This is a genomic window from Lactobacillus sp. UMNPBX17, from assembly GCF_002553735.1.
In the GTDB taxonomy this organism is placed as follows: Bacteria; Bacillota; Bacilli; order Lactobacillales; family Lactobacillaceae; genus Lactobacillus; species Lactobacillus gallinarum.
Map to the genome: position 1 here is coordinate 1 of NZ_PCYT01000185.1, position 409 is coordinate 409.

The 409-nt window shown below is 42.8% G+C and carries 1 pseudogene; it reads left to right on the plus strand.

From position 1 onward, the window contains the following. Window positions 1–409: pseudogene (locus CP368_RS10215) on the plus strand (DNA-directed RNA polymerase subunit beta); the annotation flags it as partial.

Here is a 409-nt window from a genome sequence, read left to right on the forward strand (position 1 = left end):
CCGTTGTTTATGATGGTCGTACCGGTGAACCATTCCACAACCGTGTATCTGTAGGTGTTATGCACTACTTGAAGTTGACCCACATGGTTGACGACAAGATCCACGCACGTTCAATTGGGCCTTACTCATTGGTTACTCAACAACCACTTGGTGGTAAAGCACAATTTGGTGGTCAGCGTTTTGGTGAAATGGAAGTTTGGGCCCTTGAAGCTTATGGTGCTGCTTACACATTGCAAGAGATTTTGACTTACAAGTCAGATGACGTTGTTGGTCGTGTAAAGGCATATGAAGCTATTGTTAAGGGTGAAAAGATTCCTAAGCCAGGTGTTCCAGAATCATTCCGTGTTCTTGTTAAGGAACTTCAATCATTAGGTTTGGATATCCGTGTTCTTGATATGAACCATAATGA